22 protein-coding genes and 2 pseudogenes are annotated in these 25317 nt (G+C 65.4%); 13 read left to right on the top strand and 11 right to left on the bottom strand.

Going from position 1 to position 25317, the window contains the following annotated elements; translation table 11 throughout:
• Positions 1-17: 17 nt before the first annotated feature.
• The 3 genes and pseudogenes from BLV94_RS02340 to BLV94_RS02330 form a co-directional block, all read right to left on the bottom strand.
• Positions 18-1484 (bottom strand): annotated as a pseudogene (locus BLV94_RS02340) (tyrosine-type recombinase/integrase); the annotation flags it as partial.
• Entirely contained in the window at positions 1481-2542 is a 1062-nt protein-coding gene (locus tag BLV94_RS02335) for a tyrosine-type recombinase/integrase (RefSeq protein ID WP_072951824.1), read from the bottom strand. The pseudogene BLV94_RS02340 and the gene BLV94_RS02335, both read right to left, overlap by 4 nt.
• Before the next feature lie 117 nt (positions 2543-2659).
• A pseudogene (locus tag BLV94_RS02330) lies at positions 2660-3670 on the bottom strand (IS256 family transposase); the annotation flags it as partial.
• Positions 3671-4062: 392 nt separating this feature from the next.
• On the opposite strand from BLV94_RS02330, the gene BLV94_RS02325 reads away from it, so the two are divergent.
• The 3 genes from BLV94_RS02325 to BLV94_RS02315 are packed head-to-tail and all read left to right on the top strand — an operon-like array spanning position 4063 to position 7148.
• Complete coding sequence (locus BLV94_RS02325; RefSeq protein ID WP_072950857.1) at positions 4063-4611, top strand: GNAT family N-acetyltransferase; 549 nt, start codon at positions 4063-4065, stop codon at positions 4609-4611.
• 14 nt (positions 4612-4625) lie between these two features.
• The gene (locus tag BLV94_RS02320) at positions 4626-6137 is read left to right on the top strand and encodes a bifunctional aminoglycoside phosphotransferase/ATP-binding protein (protein WP_072950847.1); all 1512 of its coding nucleotides are present in this window, start codon (positions 4626-4628) and stop codon (positions 6135-6137) included.
• 57 nt (positions 6138-6194) lie between these two features.
• Positions 6195-7148, top strand: coding sequence for a 1-phosphofructokinase family hexose kinase (locus BLV94_RS02315; RefSeq protein WP_072950844.1), 954 nt, complete (start codon positions 6195-6197; stop codon positions 7146-7148).
• Between the two features lie 297 nt (positions 7149-7445).
• On the opposite strand, the gene ppsA is transcribed toward BLV94_RS02315, so the two are convergent.
• Positions 7446-9821: a phosphoenolpyruvate synthase gene (gene ppsA, locus BLV94_RS02310; protein WP_072950841.1), complete on the bottom strand. Its 2376-nt coding sequence runs from the start codon at positions 9819-9821 to the stop codon at positions 7446-7448.
• 159 nt (positions 9822-9980) lie between these two features.
• On the opposite strand from ppsA, the gene BLV94_RS50255 reads away from it, so the two are divergent.
• The 3 genes from BLV94_RS50255 (at position 9981) to BLV94_RS02300 (ending at position 13756) form a co-directional block, all read left to right on the top strand.
• The gene (locus tag BLV94_RS50255; RefSeq protein ID WP_244163418.1) at positions 9981-10130 is read left to right on the top strand and encodes a hypothetical protein; all 150 of its coding nucleotides are present in this window, start codon (positions 9981-9983) and stop codon (positions 10128-10130) included.
• A 143-nt stretch (positions 10131-10273) separates the two neighbouring features.
• Complete coding sequence (locus tag BLV94_RS50250) at positions 10274-10480, top strand: hypothetical protein (protein ID WP_244163417.1); 207 nt, start codon at positions 10274-10276, stop codon at positions 10478-10480.
• Between the two features lie 372 nt (positions 10481-10852).
• Positions 10853-13756 (top strand): arylsulfatase, encoded by a 2904-nt coding sequence (locus BLV94_RS02300; RefSeq protein ID WP_072950840.1) that lies wholly within the window; start codon positions 10853-10855, stop codon positions 13754-13756.
• Between the two features lie 22 nt (positions 13757-13778).
• Here the strand turns inward: BLV94_RS02300 and BLV94_RS02295 are convergent, their stop codons facing one another.
• Both BLV94_RS02295 and BLV94_RS02290 read right to left on the bottom strand, forming a co-directional pair.
• Complete coding sequence (locus BLV94_RS02295; protein ID WP_072950839.1) at positions 13779-14654, bottom strand: 3-oxoacyl-[acyl-carrier-protein] synthase III C-terminal domain-containing protein; 876 nt, start codon at positions 14652-14654, stop codon at positions 13779-13781.
• A complete protein-coding gene (locus tag BLV94_RS02290) occupies positions 14638-15741 on the bottom strand; it encodes a 3-oxoacyl-ACP synthase III family protein (RefSeq protein ID WP_083395428.1) in 1104 nt (367 codons plus the stop codon). The genes BLV94_RS02295 and BLV94_RS02290 overlap by 17 nt, the downstream gene beginning before the upstream one ends.
• A 180-nt stretch (positions 15742-15921) precedes the next feature.
• Between BLV94_RS02290 and BLV94_RS02285 the strand changes: the two genes are divergently transcribed.
• The 4 genes from BLV94_RS02285 (at position 15922) to BLV94_RS02270 (ending at position 18572) form a co-directional block, all read left to right on the top strand.
• A complete protein-coding gene (locus BLV94_RS02285) occupies positions 15922-16509 on the top strand; it encodes a CBS domain-containing protein (RefSeq protein WP_072950838.1) in 588 nt (195 codons plus the stop codon).
• Positions 16510-16562: 53 nt separating this feature from the next.
• Positions 16563-16820, top strand: coding sequence for a hypothetical protein (locus tag BLV94_RS02280; RefSeq protein ID WP_072950837.1), 258 nt, complete (start codon positions 16563-16565; stop codon positions 16818-16820).
• A 100-nt stretch (positions 16821-16920) separates the two neighbouring features.
• Positions 16921-17817, top strand: a complete 897-nt coding sequence (locus BLV94_RS02275; protein WP_072950836.1) for a universal stress protein — start codon at positions 16921-16923, stop codon at positions 17815-17817.
• Between the two features lie 191 nt (positions 17818-18008).
• Positions 18009-18572, top strand: coding sequence for a CBS domain-containing protein (locus tag BLV94_RS02270; RefSeq protein WP_072950835.1), 564 nt, complete (start codon positions 18009-18011; stop codon positions 18570-18572).
• Positions 18573-18578: 6 nt separating this feature from the next.
• Here the strand turns inward: BLV94_RS02270 and BLV94_RS02265 are convergent, their stop codons facing one another.
• Positions 18579-18893: a DUF1918 domain-containing protein gene (locus tag BLV94_RS02265; protein WP_072950852.1), complete on the bottom strand. Its 315-nt coding sequence runs from the start codon at positions 18891-18893 to the stop codon at positions 18579-18581.
• A gap of 664 nt (positions 18894-19557) precedes the next feature.
• Here BLV94_RS02265 and BLV94_RS02260 point away from each other — a divergent pair.
• The 3 genes from BLV94_RS02260 to BLV94_RS02250 all read left to right on the top strand — a co-directional run bounded on the left by BLV94_RS02260 (position 19558) and on the right by BLV94_RS02250 (position 22170).
• Positions 19558-19980, top strand: coding sequence for a DUF7144 family membrane protein (locus tag BLV94_RS02260; RefSeq protein ID WP_072950833.1), 423 nt, complete (start codon positions 19558-19560; stop codon positions 19978-19980).
• A gap of 118 nt (positions 19981-20098) precedes the next feature.
• Positions 20099-21703 carry an MBL fold metallo-hydrolase RNA specificity domain-containing protein gene (locus BLV94_RS02255; RefSeq protein ID WP_072950831.1) on the top strand — a complete coding sequence of 535 codons (1605 nt, stop codon included), beginning with the start codon at positions 20099-20101 and terminating at the stop codon, positions 21701-21703.
• Positions 21704-21987: 284 nt separating this feature from the next.
• On the top strand, positions 21988-22170 hold the full coding sequence (locus BLV94_RS02250; protein WP_072950828.1) for a hypothetical protein: 183 nt from the start codon (positions 21988-21990) through the stop codon (positions 22168-22170).
• A 305-nt stretch (positions 22171-22475) separates the two neighbouring features.
• Here BLV94_RS02250 and BLV94_RS02245 read toward each other — a convergent pair whose 3' ends face one another.
• The 4 genes from BLV94_RS02245 to BLV94_RS02230 form a co-directional block, all read right to left on the bottom strand.
• On the bottom strand, positions 22476-22910 hold the full coding sequence (locus tag BLV94_RS02245) for a CBS domain-containing protein (RefSeq protein ID WP_072950826.1): 435 nt from the start codon (positions 22908-22910) through the stop codon (positions 22476-22478).
• A gap of 60 nt (positions 22911-22970) precedes the next feature.
• Entirely contained in the window at positions 22971-23210 is a 240-nt protein-coding gene (locus BLV94_RS02240; protein WP_143051311.1) for a hypothetical protein, read from the bottom strand.
• Between the two features lie 46 nt (positions 23211-23256).
• The gene (locus BLV94_RS02235; protein WP_072950820.1) at positions 23257-23721 is read right to left on the bottom strand and encodes an Hsp20/alpha crystallin family protein; all 465 of its coding nucleotides are present in this window, start codon (positions 23719-23721) and stop codon (positions 23257-23259) included.
• 208 nt (positions 23722-23929) lie between these two features.
• On the bottom strand, positions 23930-25276 hold the full coding sequence (locus BLV94_RS02230; protein ID WP_072950817.1) for an alpha/beta family hydrolase: 1347 nt from the start codon (positions 25274-25276) through the stop codon (positions 23930-23932).
• Between the last annotated feature and the right edge of the window lie 41 nt (positions 25277-25317).

The following is a 25317-nucleotide window of genomic DNA, read 5'->3' as shown; positions in this document are numbered from 1 at the left end:
AACTAAGCAGAGACAATATGCCGCAGCTGATGCGGTGTCACCACCAACGGTGCGCCGCCGGCGCCGCGCAGCCCGGACTGCTCGACGGCGGCGAGCAGCCCATTGCGCAGCCGGGTCTGGCCGAGGCGGCGGCCGTGCGCGACGAACAGGAAATCGGTCAAAGCTCCGGTCCGCGGATGCGGCAGCGGCCGGCAGACGCCGCGCCCGCCGCTCCACTCGTCCAACGCCGCGACCGTGGCCGCCGACAGCGGCACCATGCGCTCGGTCGCGAGTTTGCCCAGCGGCACCTTCAGCCAGGTCCCGGCCGGGCCGTAGTCGACGACGCTGCCGAGCTCGAGGTCGAGCAGTTCCCCGACCCGCAACCCCGCACCGCGGAGCACCGTCAACCCGATGCGAGCGAACGGATCCTCCAACCCGGCAACAGCGTTCATCACCACGCCGTCGACGTCGGGTGCCAGTGCGCGGGGCAAGGGTTGGTCGAGTTTGGGGACGTCGGCGGCGAAGACCAGCCGGCGCGGCGGTGCCTGCTCCCAGCCCCATGCGGTGATGTCGTCGAGCAGGTTGCGCAGGCTCAGCACCGTCGATTGGATCACCGCCATCGAGATGGTGCGTCCGGCGCCGGCGGCGGCGCGTTGCCCGCGCCAGGTGCGGGTGCGGTTCCAGACGAGGAAGCCCTCGATGTGACTGCGGTCGAGACCGTCGAGGGAGGTGACCTCGGGGTGGTGTGTGGTGAGATAGTCTGCGAATGGCAGCAGGTCGTTGATCAGTGATTCGACGGACTTCGGGCGAAGCACCGCGGCCCGGACGGTGACATAGCGCAATAGCGTCTCGCGGATCGCGTCGGCCATCGGAACGTCGGCGAACCGTTGGCCATAGCTGCGGGCCCAGACGCGGCGCCGTGGTGGTGTGTCGACGATGCGGGCCTCGAACAGCACCTGCCGCAGACCCGCGATCCGATTGCGGTAGGCCCGGCGCGACGACGGTGGAATAGCTTGTGTTGCAGCCAATGCGGCATCGAAATCGTCGACGGTGTCGTTGGTGATGCCGCTGACGGATCCGCCGTGCCAGGCGAGCAGCACCGCCAGGCACTCGCCGAGGACGGTCTCCACCCATGACGGTGTCCAGCCCAAGGCCAGTCCGGCGGTCCGGGCCGCGGCGAACCCGTCCGGGTCGCGCGCCTCGATCGCACTGCCGAGTCCGGTGAGGTTCTTGACGGCGGCGAACTCGAGGTCCAGTCGCAGCTCGTCTCGCCCGATGACGTGACACAGCAGCGGCCAAGCCCCGGCACTGCGGAGTTCGGTGAGCCGGTCCGATGCAGGCCGGGCCATCCATTCCTGCAGATCCGGGTGCGCGGCCAGAAACGTGCTCGCGATGCGGGTGCGGCCGCGGACGGCCCTTCCGCCCAGCCCGAGGGTGGCGACGTGGTCGAGATAGCCGGCCAGCACCGTGTCCGGGGCCACCATGGTCGTCGATGCGGTGGTCATCGCCGTTCCCCGGCGAGACTGGCCCGGGCGGCGCCGTATTCGGCGGCGAGCTGCTCGATCGACAGGTGCACGTACTCGGCGGTGGTCTCCGGGGACGCGTGCCCCATCAACTCCCGCAGTACCATCAGATCGATTCCCGCGGAGGCGAGTTCGGTGCCGTAGGTGTGTCGCAGCCGGTGTGGACGCACCCGACCCGCGCCGGACAGCTCTCGGTGCCGCCGAAACAACGACCGCAGCCCGGCCTCGGTCACCGGCGCCCCCAGCGTGGGGCCGCGCAGCACCACAAAACATTCCGGTGTCGCCAACCCCGGTGGCCGCTCGAGGCGCAGATAGGCCGACAGTTCGGTGAAGAACACCGCATCGACCGGCACCACCCGCTCCTTCGAACCCTTGCCGAGCACCCGCAGCCGACGTCGACCGAAGTCGACCTCCGCCAGCCGCAGCGACCGCACCTCGGCGCTGCGCAGACCGCCGAGCAGCATCGCCCACACCATCGCCCGGTCCCGATGGGTGCGCAGCGACGAGACGAACACGTCCACCGCGTCGGCGTCGAGGGACTCGGGCAGCAACCGCGGCTGGCGCACCAGCCGGCCTCCGGCCCGGGGCCGGCCGGGCCCGAGATGCCCGAGCAAACCCCGCCCCGACGGACGTAACCCCTGCCCGCGCCGGGGTGAGGGCACCGGATTGTCGGCGCGCACCCCGGTCATCACCAGGTACTCGAACAATGCCCGCACCGCCGCGACCCGCCGGTTGATCGTCGACGCCGCCGTCGTCCGCTGCCGGCCGTTCCTCGGTGCTGCACCGGGTCGGGGATCACGGCGCACGCCCTGCCAGTCGATCCACTCGAACACGGTCACCGGCGTCACCGCCGCCAATCCGACATCGCGGTCGATCAGGAACCGCGCCAGATTCAGCATATCGAACGCATACGCCCGCACCGTCGCCACGCTGAACGCCCGCCCGGCCAGATGCTTGAGGAACGCGTTCGCCGCCGCGCAACCCTCCCACTCGCCGTCGACCACATAACCGTCGCCCGCCGTCTGCACCCGAACGGCCATCGTCTGCTCCTCTCGTGAATCGAGCCGCCACCGTCAGCATGCGCCCCATCCGGGCGGCGGCCCCGGACCTCACGCCGCGGACAGAATCGTGTCGCCCGAGAGCCGGTTAACCGATCTCGGGTTGTTCGACCAGATCTTCTGCCAGTGCGCTTTCGGGAACGCCCGGAACGCGAGCACGTCGTGCTTGGCGTCGCGCATCATCGACGCGACCTTCGGAAAGGACTTCGCCAACGTGTCCGCGACCTGATCCCATTGCGCGGCCACAGCCTCGGGATCGGTGTGAGCGAAGATCGTCTTGATCGCCGCCATCACCGGCGGCACCTGCTTCGACGTCACCGCAGACCCGACGTTGCGCATGAAATGCACCCGGCACCGCTGCCACGACGCTCCGGTGAACTGCTGCGCCACAGCAGCTTTCAACCCGGAATGCGCATCGGAGATCACCAGATGCACCCCCGACAACCCCCGTGCCTTCAACCCGACGAGGAACTCGCGCCAGAAATCGAACGACTCACTGTCGCCCACCGCGGTCCCCAACACTTCCCGGGTCCCGTCGATCGACACACCGGTCGCCACGACGAGGGCATGAGAGACCACATGAGCGCCGATCCGCACCTTGCAGTAGGTCGCGTCGAGGAAGATGTACGGAAAGGTCGTATGCGTCAATGTGCGGTCCCGGAACCGGGCGATCTCGGTGTCCAGTCCGGCGCAGATCCGTGAGACCTGCGACTTGGAGATTCCCGATTCGACTCCGAGTGCGGTGACGAGATCGTCGACGTTGCGGGTCGAGACGCCGTGGACGTAGGCCTCCATGATCACCGCGTACAACGCCTGATCGATCCGCCGGCGGCGTTCGAGCAGGCTGGGGAAGAACGAGCCGGACCGCAGTTTCGGGATCTGCACTTCGACGTCTCCGCTGGTGGTGGCGACGGTCTTGGATCGGGTGCCGTTGCGATAGTTGGTGCGCTCAGCGGTGCGCTCGTAGCGGCCGGCGCCGAGGGCTTCGGTGGCTTCGGCGTCGATCAATGCTTGCAGTCCGGTTCGGATCAGTTCGGCGAACACGCTCGCCGGGTCGGCGCCCCTGAGTGCATCGAGCTGGGTGATCAGGGCAGAATGGTCGTGGGTCATCGCGTGGTCCTTTGGTCGAGTCACTTTGGTCGGTAACTCGTTCATCACTACGCGATGGCCCACCCACACACTCGGAGCGACACGCCCGAGCTGCGGCTACGCTGCCCCACCGAATTCACACCACGCCGTGGGACTTACCCAACTCGGAAGTCAGCCGCTCCGCCGAGAGTTGCGCATGCGGCAACGGGTTGTCGTCCGTGTCACTGTTCGTCATGGTCATAGCGTTATGACGTCCTTCGATGCAAAATTGCGCGGTCCTGGTTCCCTCAGCATCGCGACCAGCCCGAGCCGGCAATAGAGCCGAAGGACCGTAGTCGAGGACCAAAGGCTCTGACGTGTCTGGCCGTACACGCGATTGAATGAAGTTCCACGACGACGGGCAGGTGACGCGTATGAATGCCATTCGGCCACCCTCAGTCACGGATGGTGTCGTCGTGCGCTACCTCGACTCGACCGATGGTGCCGCTGTGCAGGATTTGCACGAGCGGATGGATCAGCACGATTCCTACATGAGGTTCTTCGGCGCCCGTCCGAAGCATTTCGAGGATTTGGCCGAGTCCCTGTGCCGACAGGATCGCGAACATTGCGCACTCGGCGCCTTCGTCGGCGGCACTCTGGTGGGAGTCGCGAACTACGTGCGTCCGGCCGATCAGGCCGGCGCCGACGCCCCTCTGGTCGAATTCGCAATGGTCGTCGATCACGACTACCAATCGCACGGCATCGGAACGATGCTTCTCGATCATCTCGTCGATGCGGCGCGTGCGCATGGGATCAAGCGGATGACGGCCGAGGTGCTGGCGGTGAACACGTTGATGCTCGAAGTGATCCGCGACCACGGGTGGGCCCACGCGCTACGTTGCGACAGGACCACACTTCACCTAGACCTCGGTCTCGATGCTGACGACACGAGTGCCACCGCACCGACGGCACTTCGCCGATAGCGTGATGAAGTCCCATGTCGACGTCCGGGAGAGTGCACGGGGGTTCGCGGGTATCGACCGTCGGCGAACTCGACGTCAACGGCGTCGAGACGCACACCGCCTATCTCGTTATGGTCGGTGACGTCGTCTTCAAAGCGAAAAAGCCGATTCGGACGGCGTTCGCCGATTTCAGTACCGCCGCCAAGCGGCGTGTGGCCTGCCACCGTGAAGTGGCGTTGAACCAACGGCTGTGTCCCGATGTCTACCTCGGAGTCGCCGAATTGACCAACCCTGCGGGAGGGGAAACCGAATCGTTGGTAAAGATGCGCCGGATGCCGTCGGATCTTCGGCTGGCCAATCTGGTCGGCACCGGCGCGGATCCGACCTCGCATCTGGATGCTCTCGCCGCCGCCATCGCCCGGTTCCATGCCCGGGCGGAGCAGAGTGTGGAGATAGATCGTGACGCGACCTCTGACGCCATAGCAGCGCGGTGGCGCGCCAACGTCTCCGAGGTGACGAGCTACCGGTGCGATGTCCTGCCGGCAGCGGACGCTGACGAGGTCGGTCGTCGGGCTCTCCGGTATCTGCAGGGACGGAAACCGCTGTTCGAAAGCCGCATTCGGGAAGGCCGGATCGTCGATGGTCACGGAGATCTTCTCGCGGACGACATTTTCTGTCTCGCCGACGGGCCGCGCATCCTCGACTGCCTCGACTTCGACGACCACCTCCGACACGTCGATCGCGTCGACGATGCAGCATGCCTGGCCATGGATCTCGAGTACTTGGGGCGTGAAGATCTGGCATCGCGGTTTCTCGATCGGTATTGCGCCGAGGCCTGTGACCAGCCACCGGCATCTCTCTGGCATCACTACATTGCGTATCGCGCGTTCGTCCGCGCGAAGGTCGCCGGCTTGCGGTACACGCAGGGTTCGGACACTGCCCGCGAGGATGCCCGGGCGCACTGCAGCCTCGCGTTGCGGCATCTGCGTGCCGGAACCGTGCGAATGGCACTGGTCGGTGGGCTGCCCGGCACCGGAAAGTCGACACTCTCGAACGGATTGACTGACGTCACCGACTCCGTCGTCATCTCCAGCGACCGCGTCCGCAAAGAACTCGCCGGGCTCGATCCGCATTCCCGGCAGGTATCCGGATTCGGTGAGGGCTTGTACAGCGGCACCATGACCGACCGCACCTACGCCGAGATGCTGCGGCGCGCTCGCGACAACCTCGAGGCAGGAAGATCGGTCGTCCTGGATGCGTCGTGGACCCAATCGATCTTCCGTGAGCGCGCCGCCCTCATTGCTTCCTGCACCCATAGCGATCTTGTCGAACTCGAATGCAGGGCAACGCGCGGCGTGGCGATCGCGAGAATCGGCAGTCGCCCATCCGGCGACTCGGACGCCACCCCCGCGGTATACGACGCGATGGCCGCGCGTGCCGCGGAGTGGACGTCGGCCACCGCGGTCGACACGGACACCGCCCCCGAGGACAGCCTGCAGGCGGCAGAGCGGATCTGGCATTCGACATCGGGGTGGCGAGATGACTAGTCACAGCGGCCCATCCCCCCGGGCACGGGCCCGGCTCGCCCGACGACAGGAGTTCTCATGCCCGACATCGTGACGTTGACGATGAATCCCGCGCTCGACATCACCACAAGCACCAACCGGGTGGTCCCCACCGACAAGGTTCGCTGCGGCGCGCCTCGCCGCGATCCCGGCGGCGGCGGACTGAACGTCGCCCGAGTCCTGCATGTTCTCGGCACCCCCGCGACTGCGGTATTTCCTTCAGGCGGCCACACCGGCCGAGCCCTCGAGGACCTCGTCGCGACCGAAGGCGTTCCCATCCGGAGTCTGACGATCCGTGGCTCTACACGGGAGAGCCTGACGATCAACGAGAACGAGACGGGTCTGCAGTACCGATTCGTCCTGCCGGGACCGACGGTGACCACGAGAGAACAGAGAGCCTGTCTCGACCTTCTTATCGAGGTCGCCTCGGGAGCCGACTATGTGGTGGTGAGCGGGAGTCTGCCACCGGATGTACCTGCCGACTTCTACCAGCATGTTGCGGGCGCCGTCGGTGACCTCGGTGCACGAGTGATCGTGGATACGTCCGGTCCCGCGTTGAGGCAACTTCGAGGCCGTGTCTTTCTCGTCAAGCCCAGCATCCGCGAACTTCGTGACTGGACGGGCCGCGAATTGTCGGCGATCGACGACCAGGTGGCCGCGACGCGGGAGGTCATCGACCGGGGGGTCTGCGACGTCGTCGTCCTCTCGCTCGGCGCCGAAGGCGCACTGTTGGTCACTCAGGATCGCGACGAATACTTCCCGTCGGTCGAAGTCCCCGTCGTCAGCGGTGTCGGTGCCGGCGACAGCATGGTCGCAGGCGTGGTGAGCGGCCTGGCGCGCGGTCGGTCGTTGAGCGACTCGGTGCGGTACGGGATCGCCGCCGGGGCGGCCATGCTGCAGACACCGGGCACCGCCCTGTGCCGACGAACCGACGTCGAACGGTTCTATACACTGCTCACAGAGGGGTCTGCTGCAGACACGACCGTCGGATAGTCACGCATGCGCGAGACACAGACCGGCCACGCGCAACTCCGCGCATCCCGGATCGTATCGGGCCTCATCCACAGCGGTTTGGCGGTTGATGGCACATACGCCTGTGGGTCTCCGGTAAGACTGGCACGCTCACGCGGCCGCGTGAGCTTGCCACCTCGACTGGAGTGACCCGGCGAACCGGGGCCCTATCGACCTCCACGGCTGAGAGCGGACCCCTCGCGCAGCACGGTTCATTGCCGTCACGGTGCGCGGTGACGTAGTCGCCGCCACTGCTGATCGGTATCGCGACAGGCTCACTCACCGGGTTGCACCTCGCCGGTCCCCGTTCGCGGACATCCGCAGATCGGACCTCGCTCGGTCGAGCAGAATCCTGCGTTCCGCAGCCGAAACATTGTGACGGGTAACGGCGGCAACGTCCGGTGCCACGGACACCGAGGTAATACCTTTGCGCACGAGATGTTCCGCGAGAGCGGGATTGGTCGACACCGCCTGTCCGCACAGGGATGTGGTGAGCCCGGCACGTGTGGCACGCTCGATGATGACGTCGATGGCGTCGAGTACGGCAGGGTCCATGGTGTCGAACAGATCTCGGCAGATCTCGGAATCCCGATCGACGCCGAGCACCAGTTGGGTGAGGTCGTTGGTGCCGATGGAGACACCGTCGATGCCGAGTGCCGCGTACTCCGGGATCCAGTAGGCGACGGAGGGCACCTCCGCCATGATCCACCGGTGCATGCGGCGATCCGCGCCCAGCGGATGGGAATCGAGGTCCGCAAGGCACTGTGCGAGCTCCCATCGGGTGCGAATGAACGGGATCATCAGATGCACGTTCGGGTAACGCTTCCGGACGGTGAACAGCACGTCGAGGTCGAGGCGGAACAGTTCGGGTTCGCGCACGTAGCGGAAACAGCCGCGGTAACCGATCATCGGATTGTCTTCGTGAGGCTCCACGTCGCCACCGGACAGGTCGGCAAATTCGTTGGTGCGTAGATCGATCGCCCGATAGATGACCGGACGCGGGGCGAACGCAGCGGCGATACGTTCGACCGCCGCCGACATCTTGGCCACGTACTCGTTGCGGCGTCCTTGCGCGATCATGGCTGCCGGGTGCGTCCCGGCCAGTGCGTCCATGATCATGAACTCGGCGCGCAGCAAGCCCACTCCGTCGACGTCGGATGCGGCCACACGTTCGGCGGCGTCCGGTGTCGCGAGGTTGACGTACACGGAGGTGGCCGTCACCTCCGGCGTCGGTAACCCACCGACCCGGTCAGTCGCCGGTCGCGGTGAGGAAGCGGAAACGGCCCCTCTCTCGGGTGTGCTCGATACGGATGCAGCTACCGCGCCGTCGTAGACCACCCCCGAGTCTCCGTCGACGGTGACGATCGCCCCGTCCACCAGTTCGCTCGTTGCGGTCCGGGTCCCGACCACTACCGGACGTCCCAGTTCGCGGCCGACGATGGCGGCGTGACAGGTGATCCCGCCGCCGTCCGTGATGATCGCCGCTGCACGGCGCAGCACCGGGAGCCAGTCGGGGCGTGTCATGGGTGCCACCAAGATCTCTCCCTCGGACAGCCGGTGAGCATCGGATACGGACCGCAGAATGCGGACGCGGCCGGTCGCCGTTCCAGGACCTGCGCCGAGGCCGTGGACGAGGACCTTGTTCGTCGATTGGGGGGGCTGCTCCGTGTGGGTCCGGGGCTTGTCCAGTGTCGTGATGGGTCGTGTCTGGACGATCCACAGCCGATCGGCGTCGAAGACGAACTCGAGATCCTGGGGAACGTGGTAGTGGTCTTCGACAGCGACGGCGAGCAACGCCAATCGTTCGAGCTGCTGGTCGGTGAGAACGCGCCGGCCCCGTGCGGTGGCGGGAATCTCCACCGAATGTTGCCCTTCCGCATCCGCGGTGATCGAGAACGACTGTGACCCGATGTGGGCATCGATCACAGCGAAGCCCGACTTCGCCACCACGTAGGTGTCCGGCTCCACCTGTCCTCCGACTACCACCTCACCGAGTCCGGTCGCGGCTTCGACGACGATACGGTCCCGTGCGCCTGTTCTGGGATCCGCGGTGAAGACGACGCCCGACTGGTCGGCGCCCACCATCAACTGGACGACGACCGCGATCGACGGCTCCTCGGTCACCCCCTGCACACTGCGATAGGTGAGTGCACGCTCGGACCACAGCGACGCCCAGCATTTGGTGACCGCCTCGATGAGCGCGTCGTCACCGGATACCCCGATGAAGCTGTCGTGGATACCCGCGAACGACGTATCCGCGGCGTCTTCGGCGGGCGCTGAGGAGCGCACCGCCAGCCTCGGCGAGCCGGCGCCGAATTCGCGATATGAACCGAGAATTTCTGCGCGCAAGGCAGCGGGCATCAAGACGCCGAGCACGGTCGCGCGCAACTGCTGCGACGCTGCGGTCAAGACGCTGTCATCGGCCCCGGCGGGCGGCAAGGCGTGGTCACGCAAGGTGTCGCGCACTCCCGCCTTCTCCATCGCCTCCAGGTAGCCTTCGGCGGTGACGGCAAATCCGGGGGGCACCGGATAACGCGCGCGCGTCAGCTCACCGAGATTGGCCGCCTTGCCCCCAACTGATGGTGCGTCCGCCAATCCGAGTTGATCGATCGGCTTGACCCAACGGTGTTCGACCACCGCCTGTTGCACATTCATGAGGTCTCCTCGTCGTCATGATCCAGCGAACACCGTCGAGTTCGGACCGCACAGGGTCCAAAGTCACCGTCACCTCGCGCAGCGGGCCGAAGCACCCTGTCCGTCTCCGGCCTGCCGGTTCGATGATGGAACGACCCTCTACCGACAGGAGGCGCCGACGTGACCCGCTCGACCGTCATCACGCAGACCATTGGCGGCGCGGCGCTGATCGCGGTGCACGTGATCCTGACGAAACCGCTACGCCGATGGCGCACGAGGTGGGGTGCAACCGCAACGGAGGCGGCGGCAACGTTGCCGGGAGAGAGCTGATCGCGAACCGCACCTGGCGTTACATGCCTGCCGTCGCGGTCGACGCGCCGCCGGAAGTGTTGTGGCCCTAGATCATCCAGCTGGGACAGGGTCGCGGAGGCTTCTACAGTTACGTCGGACTCGAGAACCTGATCGGCTGCCGCGTGCGCAACACCGAGAAGCTACTTCGCGACTACCAAACCCTGGGCACCGGTGACGAGGTGCAGCTGCACCCGAAGACACCCCCGCTGACCGTCGCGGCTGTCGAACCGAATGCACGCCTGGTTCTCCATGCCCGCGACCCCCGCACCGGTGACGCCTTCACCTGGGCATTCATCTCCTTCCCGACCAGGCTGGGCGCACTCGGCTGATCGAGCGGGGTCGCAGCACCTGCGGTCCCGGAATCGTCAGCCGTCTGTGTTTCGGGCCGTTACTGATGGAGCCGATCGGCTTCGTCATGAGCCGGAAAATGCTCCTCACACTCCAAGCTCTCGCATCGGCCGACGGTACCGCAGCTACGCAACCGTAAGAACATCACGGCACCCACACGAAGACTTGAACGAATAACATTGTTGTACAACATCTCCCATTCAGAATGTTCAGACTTCGGCGACAAACCTCGAAGCATCGCGGCCACTACCGAAAACTGAGGCCTTTTGATCCTTGTCGGCGCGTCTGCCGCCGGACGAGCATCGAGAGCAGGCCGCCTACCCAGAACCGGCGACACCGCAGAGGAGTGCCTCATGAGTGAAGATAACGCGCTGGTCCTCGTCGCCGGCTATCAGGACCTCGATCGTGCACGGCAGGACTTCGACGCGCTCGCCGTTCAGGTGCGCGGTAAGCAGATCACGCTTCGGGGTGCGGTCCTGGTTGCGAAGGACGCGGACGAGAACCTGACGGTGATTGACACGGGCGACCATCTGGGCCGGAAAGGCGCCGGGTGGGGTGCGGGCGTCGGCCTGGTGGTGGGGTTGTTCGCCCCGCCGATGCTGGCTGCAGCCGCGGTCGGCGCCGGTGCCGGCGCGCTTGCAGGCAAGTTCACCTCGCACCGTATCAAGAGCGGTCTCGAGGCCAAGGTCGGTGAGGCGCTGGCCTCCGGGACGTGTGTGGTGATCGCAGTCCTGCCGTCGGGCAGCCGGCTCCCGGTGGAGCAGGCGCTCAGCGGTGCCCCACTGAAGTCGGTCGCGGAACTGGATGGTTCGGGTTTGAGGGACCTGGAGGCGTCCCTGGCCGAGGCGATGGGGAAATTCGATCCGGATCGCACGCGGCTACCGATCCCCGACCGAACCTTCGGGGGTACCATCGGCCGCACGGTGCAGGAATCCGTACCGGATTGGACGATCGTGCCCGGGCCGAAGCCACCGGACGGTGCTCCGAACGTGTTGATCGTGCTGATCGACGACGCCGGTTTCGGCGGCCCGGACACCTTCGGCGGTGCGATCCGCACCCCCACACTGAGCCGGGTTCAGCAACAGGGATTGACGTACAACCGCTTTCACGTGACGGCGGTGTGCTCACCAACCCGGGCGGGGCTTCTCACCGGCCGCAATCACCACCGCGTGGGATTCGGCTCGATTGCCGAGTACCCGGGCCCGTTCCCCGGATACACGGCGGTGCGGCCGAGGAGTTGCACCGCACTTCCCCGGATTCTCAGCGAGAACGGGTACGTGACCGGTGGGTTCGGTAAGTGGCATCTCACCCCGGACAACGTGCAGGGCGCCGCGGGGCCGTTCGACAACTGGCCCCCGGGGTGGGGATTCGACCATTGGTGGGGCTTCCTCAGTGGTGCGGCCGGACAATACGACCCGATCGTCACCCAGGACAACTCGATCCTCGGCGTCCCGGAGGGCGAAGACGGTCACGGCTACTACTTCCCCGACGACCTCACCGACAAGGCAGTGCAGTGGCTCCACGGTGTCCGGGCCCAGGACCCACAGAAGCCGTGGTTCATGTATTACTCCACTGGGTGCAGTCACGCCCCGCACCATGTGGCCAGGGCATGGGCGGACAAGTACACGGGGCAATTCGACGACGGCTGGGATGTCTACCGCGAGAGAACGCTCGCGCGTCAGAAGCAACTCGGGATCGTTCCCGCGGACACCGAACTGACCGAGCGACCGGATCTGTTCCCCGCCTGGGATACGTTGTCCGACTCTCAGAAGAAGCTCTACGCCCGACAGATGGAGGTGTTCGCCGGATACTCCGAGAACGCCGACTGGAACGTCGGACGGCTGCTCGACTCGATCGAGGACCTGGGCGACCTCGACAACACCCTCGTCGTCTACATCTGGGGTGACAACGGCGCCAGCATGGAAGGCACCGTCACCGGCTCGTTCAACGAGATGACCTTCCTCAACGGGGTGGTACTCGACGCCGAACACCAGCTGAGGCTGATCGACGAATACGGCGGGATCGAGGCGCTCGGCGGCGACCATACCGCTCCGCACTTCGCCGCCGCCTGGGCGCACGCGAACAACACTCCGTTCCAGTGGGGCAAGCAGATGGCCAGCCACCTCGGCGGGGACCGCGACCCGATGGTCGTCGCGTGGCCGAACCGAATCACCCCCGACGCACAGGTGCGCGGGCAGTTCACCCACTGCATCGACATCACCCCCACCGTCCTGGCGGCGATCGGGCTGCCCGAACCGACCACCGTCGACGGGATCGACCAGGAGCCCATGGACGGAACGAGCTTTCTCCCCACATTCGACGACGCCGCCGCCCCCGAGCAGCACACGGTGCAGTACTTCGAGATGTTCGGCAGCCGCGCCATCTATCAGGACGGCTGGTGGGCGTGCACCCGCCTGGACAAAGCCCCCTGGGACTTCTCCCCGGAGACCATCCAACGGTTCGCACCGGGTGTCTACGACCCGGACGACGATGTCTGGGAGCTCTACTACCTGCCCGACGACTTCTCCCAGGCCCGGGACGTCGCGGCCGATCACCCCGAGAAGCTCGACGCCCTGAAGGAGCTGTGGTGGCGCGAGGCGGAACGCAACCGGGCGCTCCCCTTGCTCGGAGGGCTGTCGATCTTCTTCGGCCTGCTGCCTCCGATGCCGACGACGACCCGATTTACCTTCAAGGGCGACGTCCAGAACGTGCAGCGCGGCATGGTTCCCCGAGTGGCAGGACGCTCGTACGCCATCGAAGCGCACCTCCACGTGCCCGATGACGGCGCCGAGGGTGTCATCGTCGCCAACGCCGACTTCATCGGCGGGTTCGCACTGTGGGTCGACCACACCGGCATCCTCCACCACACCTATTCCTTCCTCGGTGTGGAGACCTACAGGCAGACGTCCGAGCGGCCGATTCCGACCGGTGACGTCACCGTGAAGATGCTGTTCGAGACCGACGAGCCCAAGCCGGGGAGCGGTGGGCACGTGTCCCTGTGGGCGAACGACGAACTGATCGGCGAGGGGGACATGCCCCGAACGGTGCCGGTCGCCTTCACTTCGTACGCGGGAATGGACGTGGGCCGCGACAACGGCCTGGTCGTCGACCTCGATTACGAGAACAACGCCCCGTACCGGTTCACCGGAACCGTCCACGAAGTCGTGTTCGATCTCCAACCGGCAGACCACGACGCCGAACTCGCGCTGCACGAGCACGCGGCGATGCAGGGCGTGGGGCACGGCGCGGCCGGCTGACCGACGCCGCCCTCGCCCGGAATCAGGGGCGTTCGCGGTACAGCGCGGCGCCGGCTGTGACCCCGGCACCCGCGGCGATGATCAGGACTCGATTCCCGACCGGGATGCCACCGGTCCGGCGGTCCAGGGCTGCCACGAGGGACGCGGTATGCATCCGTTCGTCATCCGCGACCACAATCCGCGGCACGGGCACACCCAGGTGCTCGGCGAGCGCCGCACGGAACTTCCGCCGGGCGGGGGCGGCCACGATCAGATCGACATCCGCGAGCTCAACGGACGATGCCTCCAGGCATTCTCGTGCCGCCCGCGCTCCGGCGGCCGCGAACCGCTCGTCCATCGACTCCGATTCCCGGAACCGAAGTACGTTCCGGGAGTCCTCGAGTCCGACCGTGGCGCAGAAGCTTTCACCGGCGTCGGAGCGGTTCACCCAGTGGACGGGTCCCAGGCCGTATTCGTCGTCGGTCCAGCGGCAGAGGATCGCTCCCCCGGTCGGCGCGAACGGAAAGTGCTCACTCATCCCACGTCCGGGATCGGCGTCACTGGCAACCACCAGCGCCCAGTCGATCGTGTGCGACCGCAGGAATCCGTCGACGATCTGCAGACCGTTGAGAGCCCCACAGGATCCGTTCGCGACATCGAAGGAAAAGGTCCCGTGCGTGTCGTCGTGGGGGTCCTCCGGGTGGGCACCGATGTCTTCCTGGATGAGCGCCGCGAGGGCGGGCTCGCCCAGATTCCGGTCGCGGTACAACCCGACGTTGACGAGCAGGTCCAGGTCGTCGGCCCGACGGCCGGCCCGTTCGAGGCAGGTCTGGGCGGCCGACACCGCCAGATGCAATGCACTGTGGCGGGTACGCCAGCCGCCGCGTGTGACATCGAGCCGATCAATGACTGTGCCCATAGTGTGCCACCAATTCCTCGTCCAGCGTCAACAGAACGACACCGATCTCCAAACCCGAGGCGAGCGCGATCAACGCCACGGTTTCACCCGCGCGGATGCGGCCTGCTTCGAGTTCCTCGACGAGCGCGACGGTGTGCGTCGTCGAGGCCGTATTTCCGTAACGGTCGACGGTGATGACGGCGTCGTGCCGCGGAGAATCGCCGAGCGTGGCGGTCACCTCGGCCATCCCTTTACGGATCGCCCGCGCCGAGGTTTGGTGTGTGATCACGTGATCGATGTCGTGGAGGGAGATACCGGCGGCATCGAGCACCTCGTGCAACAACAGCGGGGTGTCCGCGATCGCCGCCCGCTGGATCCCCCGCGAATTGGTGAACATCCGGGCGCCGGGGTCGCCGCCCTTGGGGTAGGCGAGACAGAGCCGACTGTAGTCGGCGACGGTGGTGAATCCGGCCAGACCGATCCCTGCCGACCCGGCGGGGGCGCGTTCGAGGAGTAGAGCGGCGCCGGCGTCGCCGAGGGTGAGGCACGCGAGCTCCTTGCTCATGATGTTCCGGATGTGTTGGGCAGCATTCTGTCCGAGCTGCGAAATGTACTCACCGCTGACGACAAGTGCCCGTTCGACGATTCCCTGACGGATCCAGTTATTCATCACCGTCACACCGGTCAACATCCCGGCGCACGCGTTCGAGAGATCGAAAGTCATCGCCGCCGGTGCGCCGATCGCCTGCGCGACAGCACTACTCATCGTCGGCTCCAGCCATTGGGTGAGCCCGCCGTGAAACTTGGTGATGCTGCAACTGACCACCACATCGATCGACGCGGCGTCCCGGTTCGACCGTTCCAGGCAATCCAGGGCCGCCGAGATCGCCAATGTGTAGGAGTCCTCGTCCCCCACCGATACCCGGCGCTCACGGATTCCGGTGAGCCGCTCGAGGTCGATGTGCGTCGAGTGCCGGGTGGTCGACATCAGGTCCGTGGTAGTGAGATGCGTCGAGGGTAGATGCCTCCCGGCCCCGGCGAGGCGGGATGCGAACGGCATTCGCACGCCGTCGTGCTCGGTCTCCATGACCAGCCAACGCTTGACCATCCATCTCACCTCCGTGCTCACTTTCACCATCGCGCACCGGCGATCTCGTCACCAGGGCATTTGGACCCTTCCGGGGAACCTTCCTCCGCTCACCGACGAATCCGCGGAGGTGAGGTCCTAGGACCCTTGTCCTGAGGCAGCCGGCACGCCGACGCTGAAGAAGCAACGAGAGGAGTCGTCATGCAGGCACGACACGTCATGAGCAGCCCGGTCACCACCGTGGATCGGTCGACCTCGGTCGACGAATGCCTCCGAGTGGTCGGCACGTCGGGTTTCACAGTGCTCCCGGTCGTCGACGAGCAGAAACATCTCGTCGGCATCGTGTCCGAGGGGGATCTTCTCCGTGCACGATTCCGTGAGCTCGGCGGGGCCGAACCGACGGCCACGACGCAGGATGAGGCGACCGCGGGCGATGTCATGTCCAGTCCCGTCGTGGCGATGACCGCGGACGCGGAGGTCAGCGAACTCGCGTCCGCCATGCTGCGATCGCGGCTGCGCGGCATCCCCATCGTGCACGATCACGACATCCTCGGGATCGTCACCCGTCCCGATCTCATCGCCATCCTCACGACGGACGACGATCAGATCGCAAAGGAAGTGCAACACCGCCTCGATATCTACGGCGGAGCCGGCCGATGGCGCGTCAACGTTGCCCACGGCTCCGCCACGATCTTCGGGGCCACGCCGGAGGACCCGGAACGAAATGTCATCGCCGCGCTGGCCGAAACCGTACCCGGCATCACCGAGGTGCACATCCCTCCGGACTAGCCAATAGCCCTCAGTCGACCCCGATCTTCGACCTTGCCCGACTGGAGGTGGCAGTGCAGACCAAGTATCTCGACGCCCGAGACCTCCGATGGCCCTGGATCGCCGCCGCCACCCTCGTGGGGGTCGGCGCACTGTCGGTGACGTCTCCCCTCACCGTTCTCGGTGGCGCAGCCGCGGTGGTCTTCGTCGGGCTCGGTGTCTTCCGCAATCCGCGCCACCGCGTCACCGGCGCCACGATTGTGTCCGTTGGTGTCGGACTGATGGTCCCGGGTTTACCCACCCTACTTCTACAGGGCGTCAACTCGCTGTGATCGGCCGCTCGTCGGTCCGGAGATTGGCTTGTGCCCTATTCGGGCGATCTTGGGAGTGAACATTCGCGGCGGGTCGCCCGAACTGAAACGAGGCTTTGCGATGAAGACAGAGTCACCGATTGTCGCCGGTGTGGACGGATCGGCGCAGTCGCTCGAGGCCGTACGTTGGGCCGCCGACGCAGCTGTCCGCCATCGTGTTCCGCTACTTCTGGTGTCCGCCCTCCCGGCTGCTCATGGTACGTTCGGCGACGCCGTCAACCTGTCCGCGGGCGTGTTCACCGGCATCGAGTACGTGGGTACCCAGAGGCTTGCCACAGCCGCGGAACTCGCCCGACGCAGCGTTCGCGACAACCACCTCACCCTCCGGACGGTGCTGCAACACGGCTCGGCCGTACCGGCCCTGCTCGAGGTGGCGAAGTCGGCTCGCATGCTGGTCGTCGGTTCCCGCGGGCTCGGAGAGTTCACCGGCGGCCTGGTGGGGTCGGTCAGCTCCGCAGTAGCCAGTCACGCAGCCTGCCCGGTGGCGGTGGTCCGCGGAATGCCCGAAATGGATGCGCCTCCATTGGACGGGCCTGTAGTCATCGGTGTCGACGGCTCATCGAACAGCGAACCGGCCATCGCGGCGGCATTCGAGGAGGCCGCTCTGCGCGACGTCGATCTGGTTGCGGTGCACGCGTGGAGTGACTTCAGCCTGTTGACAGTCGCGCCTGCCGATCTCAGTGACAACGAACTTGCCTGGTCGGCAGCCGAACCAGCGGAACAGGCCCTCCTGTCGGAGAGCCTCGCCGGATGGAAGGACAAGTACCCGGACGTCGTCGTCCGCAAAGTAGTCGTCCGGGACCGGCCAGTTCATCATCTGCTCCAGCAATCGGAGGCTGCGCAGTTGGTCGTGACCGGCAGCCGTGGGCGCGGCGGATTCGCGTCGCTGTTGCTCGGATCGACCAGCCGGGCACTCCTCCACGCCGTCAGCCGCCCGCTGCTGATCGTGCGTCGCTGACCTCAATTGATTGATATTTCGACTGCCCGAGATCTGCGCCGAGACAGCCTGGGGTGCATTGCTCTTTGCAGAGCATTACTAATGGTGACGGGCAGGTGCTACACCTCCATCTGTGTCCGTGAACAGGTGACCGGAACCCACGAGGTAATCACCACGACCGTGACGCCGGACGTCGAAAGGATGGAGCCGTCATGCATACACGTCACATCATGAGCAGCCCGGTCACCACCGTGAGTCCGTCGACCGCCGTCGACGAATGTCTCCGCATCATCGCGAGGACAGGGTTCACCGTCCTACCCGTCGTCGACGAGTCCCAGCACTTGGTGGGAATCGTCTCGGAGGGAGACCTGCTCCGCGCAAAGTTCCACTCGCTCCCCAGAGCCGACTTGTCAGTGTCCGAGACGATGACCACCCCGGTCGTTGCGATGACACCGGACACCGACATCAGCGACCTCGCGTCGGCGATGCTGCGCTCGGGTCTACGCGGAATTCCCATCGTCCACGAACACGATGTCATCGGAATCGTCACCCGGCGTGATCTTCTCGCGCTCCTGACAATGGACGACACCCGCATAGCGAAGGACGTGCAGCATCGTCTCGACGTTTACGCAGGATCGCGGCGGTGGACGGTCGAGATCACAGACGGCACGGTGGCGATCACCGGGCTCGCGCTCGACGATCCGGAACGAGAGGTGGTGACGGCCCTCGCCGCGGGCGTACCGGGCGTCGCGGACGTTCAGTTCACCCAGTCCTGAGGCTTCTCAGGCACCCCCGTGGCCGGTTCGGAGACTCCGCTGTTCGGGGTGTGGTTGGCCGGCAATAGCGTCTTGTATCGCGGAGATTCGTTGTCGTTCGCGACGGTCTTCCTCGACCTTCTCGGCGGCTGTCACCACGTGCGCGTCCGGGCCGGGAAATACCAGTGCCTCGTGACCGTCACGTATCCACCTGACAAGGTACGGAGGCTCGCCGTCCGCGTGGCGAACCTCGACGATCTGACCGACCTCGTCGGGGCTGTCCACGACTGTGCCTTTCACAACCAGCCAGTCCCCTGGTTCTGCGTGCATGTCGATCTCCATCCATGGCAACCTATCGAGCGACGCGCACATATGTCGTGGTTCGGTTGTGCCAGTTCGTGTGCTGCCGTATGGCGAGTGAGGTAGTGGTTGCTGCCCCTTCCCAGTTCACTCGTCATTGGATACCGGCAGTAGGGCCGAGGGTCCTCAATCGAGGGACCCCGGGGTGCTCTGTGAGGGAACATCGAGCCAAGACCTGCACAATCGACGGGCCCGGAACTGTCATGTTCCGTCGATCCCCGCTGCGCGCGGTGAACGCGGCAGGGTGAAGACGGTTCCCGCTCCCCGACAGGCGGCCGACGGTCGCGAGGTTCGCGACCCAGATCGAGTCACGGTGGGCGGATCCCGATCGGTGACTTTGTGCCCTGTACAGCAATCCCGTCGCGAGGTGAGAACCATCCGGCTTCCGCCCGCCCGGACTTCCCCCGTGTTCGTTGACAGTCAGGCCCCGACAGGGGCCTCACACTGCCCACTGATCGCGTTCCGTGCCGTGCCGTGCCGTGCCGTGAATGGTGACAGGAGACCCTACTGACCGCCGTCTTTCCGATGTTCACTCGAACTGTGAGAAGTGTTTCGGCGCACACGAGTCGTGTCGCGCGGAGTGATCCGCTCTCGACTACTCCGCACCGGCATCCCGCTCAACGAACACCGAGAGAAGGGCGCGAGAATGTCCGAGGATACGTTGGTCAAGCAGAATGTCGCGGCTGGCACCGCCACGGGCGCGGCCGTCGTCTTGGTCACAGTGGGGATACTGCAGCTTCTCCAGGGCATCGCCGCTGTTGCGAAGGACGAGGTGTTCGTCGTCGGCATCAACTACACGTACAAGATCGACCTCACCACCTGGGGATGGATCCACCTTGTCCTGGGTGCGGTCGTCGCACTCGTCGGCTGCGCGTTGTTCACCGGTGCCACCTGGTCTCGTGTGGCCGCAGTGATCATCGCGGCAGTCTCCATACTCGCGAACTTCCTCTGGCTGCCGTACTACCCGCTGTGGGCGATCCTGATCATCGGGCTCGATGTGGTCGTCATCTGGGCGGTATCGACCTGGAAACCCGACGAGGCATATCCGGACGCCACACGGCAACGGTAATACCGCGATCGAATGCCGGTGCACCCGCGGCGAACCTGTACCGGACGGGGCGGCATCACGTCAGCACAGACAGACCGCCACGCTGCCGGGGAGCTGGATCTGTAACGAGGAGCCTCGCATGACGAACCACGTGAACCTCACCTTTCATGGTGCCGCGAAAACAGTGACCGGCTCCTGCCTGGAGATTGAGTCGGACGGCACACGCATACTGGTGGACTGCGGACTGTTCCAGGGCTCACGGAGCCTGGAGACACTGAATCACGGTGCCTTCGCCTTCGCGCCGGAGGGGATTGATGCGGTCGTACTCACCCACGCCCATATCGATCATTGTGGCCTGCTGCCCAAGCTGGTGGCCCGCGGCTTCGAAGGGCCAATCTTCTGCACCGACGAGACCTCCGAGCTCCTGCAATACATGCTCGCCGACGCGGGAAGGATTCAGGAGTTCGAGGCGCAGCGACGAAATCAACGGCGAGATCGCGCCGGCGAGGGGACATTCGAACCGCTCTATACCGAACAGGATGGGTTGACGGCGTGGAGGCAGACCCGCCCCGTCCCCTTGGAGGAATGGTTCCAACCCACCCCCGGGTTTCGAGCACGATTGTGGAATGCCGGACACATTTTGGGTGCGACGTCAGCGGAGGTCGACGCTGGAGGGGTGAGTCTGCTCTGTTCCGGCGACCTCGGTCCACAATACAAGGCGTTCCACGCCGACCCGGAAGGCCCTTCGGGCCTGGACTACGTTATTTGCGAGGCGACCTACGGCAGCCGGTCCCGCGCGAAGCTGACCATCAGCGAGCGACGGGACCTGTTGGAAGGAGAGATCAACAGGGCCAGCTCACGTGGTGGCAACCTGGTGATCCCTGCCTTCGCGCTGGAACGCACGCAGGAGTTGTTACTCGACATTGCGTACCTCGCCGATGAGAACCGCATCCCCAACGTGCCGGTCTTCGTCGACTCGCCGCTGGCCAACCGGGCTACGAGCGTCTTCGCCAGGCATGCCGCCGAACTCGAGGATCTCGAGGGCAAGGACATCTTCCACCATCCGGCGATTCACTATGTCGATGATGCTGCAGTCTCCATGCGGATCAACACGATGTCGGGGGTCATCATCATTGCGGCCTCGGGAATGTGTGAGGCGGGACGGGTTCGCCATCATCTCGCACACAATCTGCATCGCCGGGATTCGACGATCTTGTTCGTCGGGTTCCAAGCTCAAGGATCGCTCGGTCGCATAATTCTCGAAGGTGCAAAACAAGTTCGTATTTCGGGCTCGGACGTCAATGTTCGCGCCCACATCCGGCGGATCGACAGCTACTCTGCCCATGCAGATCAGGCCGAACTGCTGGACTGGATCAAGGCGCGGAATCCTATTTCCGGAAGCCTGTTCTTGACCCATGGTGAGCCGGGAGCGATCGCGGCGCTGACCGAACTGGTATCCGACGACGACCCTTCGCTTTCCATCGTCACCCCGAAGATCGGCGAATGCTACCAACTGCAGTCCGGCACCCCCGCGAAGCTGGCGGGTACCGCCCGGACGGACGCGGCGCAACTGATCGGTCGGGACTGGCAGAACGACTACGCGGATTTTGCCGTGAGCCTCAAGCGTCAACTCGCCCGGATCTCCGAGACCGGGAACCGCCAGAAGGCCATAACGGAGATGCGCAGAGTCCTGGAACGGTATTCCGACGTCCACGACTCGCAGACGGAGCCGGTGCGCGATTGATCCGAGGACTCTGGGTGCCTGCGATGCAGTGGCCGCTGACGTCAGCAGTTGCCCTATCGGAGCTGGACCGGGGCCGTCCCCCGCGGTATCCCAAGTGTGTCCTGTGTAACTCTGAGGGTTGGGACATCGAGGCCGCATTGCGTCGCCCAGCCTTGTTCCGCCCCAAAGATCTTCCGTGGTGATCGGAAGCATCAGTATGTCCTTCGCGAAAAAATCGACATGCCACGCCGCGGAGATGCCGACGGTGCAGGTCGTCCGATCAACAGCGTGCCGACACCGATAAGATGCTCACCCTCGACGGCGCCGAGGGCACGATGTGCGTAAGACTGTCGGCAGAGTGGGGCACCGAACTCACCGAGGTGTTTCGGGCGTCGAGCGAAGATCAGAGTGAAGCGTTATCGGCCGACATCCGCTGGCGCAGGGGCACGACCACGTCTACTCGTCCGGTTGAGGTGCCGGATGGGTGAGGCCGGCGATCGCAGTGCCAGTCGCTGGTGCCGCGCGTGTTCGCATGCAGCCTGGGCGCCCTAGCGCCCGGCATCGCACCGCCGCAAGGCCCGCGGAGCTATACCTGATGTTCGGAGAGTGATGTGGAGAATCAGGCGAAAGGTTCAGCGCGAGATCGCTGGTACCCGGAATCAACACCCCTCGAGGCGAAGAGAAACGATCGACCATCCCCGAGTCATGGTGCGGTGAGTGCCCGTACAGAGATCGCGGTTGAGGTTCTCTGCAGGACCGGTGTGGAGGGCCCCGGCCCTCCACACCGCGCGGGTCATTGGCTGGGAAGTGCTTTCGGGGCACAGATGGCTTCGACGAACGACCCGACTGCATGCTCGGGAAGATGACGGGCGATGTCAGCTTCGCTGATCATCCCAACCAGTCGATGATCGTCGAGAACCGGCAGCCGGCGGATCTGGTGCTCCTCCATCACGGTGACCACCACTTCGACGCTCGCTCCGGCATCGACATGGTAAGGGCTGCCCTGCGCGAGATCGCCCGCGGTCATCGTGGCCGGGTCCTGTTCGGCAGCAACGCATTTGAGTACGATGTCTCGGTCGGTGATGATGCCGTGCAGGCGGTCGTCGTCGCCACAGATCGGCAGCGCCCCGACGTCCAATTCCCGCATACGTTGGGCGGCAGTGGTCAGGGTGTCGTGCTCGCCGATGCAGGTCGCCCCCGCGTGCATGATGTCACTTGCTGTGGTCATGATTGGTGATCTCCAAGGGTCTGTCGAATAAGCGGTTTCAGATGGTGGCGTGTGGCCACGTCAGCGGTTCCCTGGCCCGGTGACCGCAGACGCCAGCAGGTAGGTGCCCAGCACGACGGCGGCAAGGACGGCGATCGCGAAGGCGATGGTGCTCCAAGCACCGATCACCGCCAGAATGACCCACAACGTCGCGATAACCGGGATGATCGTCTTCGGCATACTGTCCCCGTTCAGGAAGGAGGCCTGGGTGAGCGGGTCCCCGTGTTCCGCGGTTCTCTGCCGCGGCAACCGGTCTGCCATCCGGGCGCCGATCCTCATCGCGTTCCACCCCGGCACAAGGCGGCGGTCAGGTGACTTTGCCGCCACTGGGCGTCGCCTTGATTTCGACGTGCTTCTCCGGTGTCGAGGATTCGGTTACCGGTACCGTCACAGTCAGGATCCCATCGGTGTAGGAGGCGTCGATGTCGTCTTCCTTCGCCCCGGCGGGCAGCGGCATGGACCGGTAGAAGCTGCCGTAGTGGAATTCCGACCGGGTGCCTTCCTTGTGTTGTTCGGTGCGTTCGGCCTTGATGGTCAACTGCCCGTCCCGGACGCTGATGTCGACGTCCTTTTCCGGGTCCATCCCGGGCAGTTCGGCGCGTAGGGTGTAACGGCCTTCGTCGAGATGTTCCTCGACACGGATCATGTGCCCCTCGAGGGACGTCCACGGCGGCATCGCCTCGAACCTGGCCATCAGATCCGACCAGTCCGGCAATGACGGCCACGCCGGCAGCAGTGCCTGGTGTGGGCGGCGGGGCGAGAGAATGCTCATGGCTGACTCCAGAATCGGGAGGTGTTACCTGACCCCTCCGAGTCCACTCCCCCTCAGGGGAAGACAGTAGGGCCAACAGTCCTCAGTTCGAGGGCTCACGTCACCGGCGGCAACTTTCATCCCGACCCTCCCTGAGTTGCCACGGTTCGCGACACCGGAAGACTGAGACCTCGAATCGAATCTGTTGGCCCTCTCGTGAATCCGGGTCTTATCGGTGTGCGCTGCGGCGCAGAGGTGGCAGTGTGGACGGCAGGTAGGTGGTGAACCACTCGCGGGCCAGTACCCCAACTTGCTCGAGGGTTCCGGGCTCTTCGAACAGATGGGTGGCACCGGAAACGATCTCGATCCGGCACTCGGCGGGGATCGCAGCTTGCGCGCGGCGGTTGAGCTCGAGAACGGTGTCGTCGCGGGAACCGACGATCAACAGCGTAGGGGCGCGCACTTCGGTCAGATGCTCACCAGCGAGATCGGGTCGGCCGCCACGGGAGACAATCGCCCTGATGTCGACGTGAGAGTAGGTGCCGGCAGACAACGCTGCGGCGGCGCCGGTGCTGGCCCCAAAATACCCCACCGGCAGGTCGGCGGTGTCGGGTTGGTTTTTCAGCCACAACGTGACCGCGACGAGCCGTTCCGCGAGGAGGTCTATGTCGAATACCAGGCCACGGTTGCCTTCTTCGGCGGCGGTGAGGAGATCGAACAACATCGTAGCCAGACCGGCCTGGTGCAGAATTTGAGCGACATAGCGGTTTCGCGGGCTGTGGCGGCTGCTGCCGCTGCCGTGGGCAAAGACGACTATCCCGATCGGGTTTTGCGGGATGGTGAGATGGCCCAGGCAGCGGACCCCGCCGGCGGAGACTTCAATGTCTTCGTCGCGAATCGGCGGATCAACTCCGGCGTCCGCCGACGCGTGTTCGCGGACGCCGCTGCGTGCACACCGCAAGAGTTCAGCTACCTCTTCGTCCGTGGTCTGGGAAAAATCCCGATAGCCCTGTCCTACCGCGAAGAATCCTCTCGGGGTCTGCATACACACGACCTCGTCGGCGTCTTCGGCAAGGTTGTCGATTTGCCGTGGCGACCCGATCGGGACAGCGATAACCACCCGCGCGGCGCCCTGTGCACGGGCGACCTGGCACGCGGCCCGGGCGGTCGAGCCTGTCGCCACTCCATCGTCGACGATCAGCGCGATCCGTCCCCTGATCGGGACCTGGTCGAACATGCCGCGTAAGCGTTCAGCGCGGTCACGAAGCTCGGCCGACTGGGTGCGTTCGACGGCGGCGATGTCGGTGACGGTGAGCGCGGCCCGTGATACGACGTCGGGATTGATCACCCGTACGCCGCCCTCACCGATGGCGCCGAAGGCCAGCTCGGGTTGGTACGGGACCCCGAGCTTGCGGACCATGATCACGTCGAGGGGGGCGTGGAGCGCCTTGGCGACTTCGAAGGCGACCGGCACGCCACCTCTGGGGAGTCCCAGCACCACGACGTCCTGTCCTTGGAATGTGCGTAGGCGTCTGGCCAGCCGCCTTCCTGCGTCGGCGCGATCGACGAATCCCATCAGAACCCTCCTCTGGCCAGAACAATTTCTCAGGCCTGTTC

This window comes from Rhodococcus koreensis (assembly GCF_900105905.1).
In the GTDB taxonomy this organism is placed as follows: domain Bacteria; phylum Actinomycetota; class Actinomycetes; order Mycobacteriales; family Mycobacteriaceae; genus Rhodococcus_F; species Rhodococcus_F koreensis.
Note: the sequence above shows the minus strand (reverse complement) of the source record. Positions and strands in the feature narration are given on the sequence as shown.